Origin of the sequence: Pseudoalteromonas sp. GW168-MNA-CIBAN-0100 (assembly GCF_040309225.1) — a bacterium.
GTDB lineage: Bacteria > Pseudomonadota > Gammaproteobacteria > Enterobacterales > Alteromonadaceae > Pseudoalteromonas > Pseudoalteromonas arctica.
Genome location: NZ_JBEOOL010000621.1, coordinates 1 through 267, shown reverse-complemented (window position 1 = coordinate 267; position 267 = coordinate 1). Strand labels below are relative to the sequence as shown.

The window sequence follows — 267 nt, the reverse complement described above, 5'->3', positions numbered from 1 at the left end:
GTACCGCATTGCCTTTATGAAACGCATTTAACGCCGCTAGCACACGCTGCTGCTCGTTTTTATAACGATCGTTTAATACACGGTACGTTTTAGGGTCAACTTTACCCACACTACGCCATGCTTTGTTTAAACGATTGTATTGGCTTTCAAACTGCTTCCAATCAAAACCCTGCTCGTCAGTTGCGAGTAAGTGCAGTGCATGCATGTCAGCAATAATACTTTCGCGCTGCGCTTTTGACGCTTCACGTTGTACTTCTTGCTCTGCAA

General features: G+C 44.9%; 1 protein-coding gene. It reads right to left on the bottom strand.

The features are described from left to right. Nucleotides 1-267 (bottom strand): DUF349 domain-containing protein (locus AAEY62_RS22710; RefSeq protein ID WP_350636675.1); only part of this gene is annotated, 267 nt, incomplete at both ends.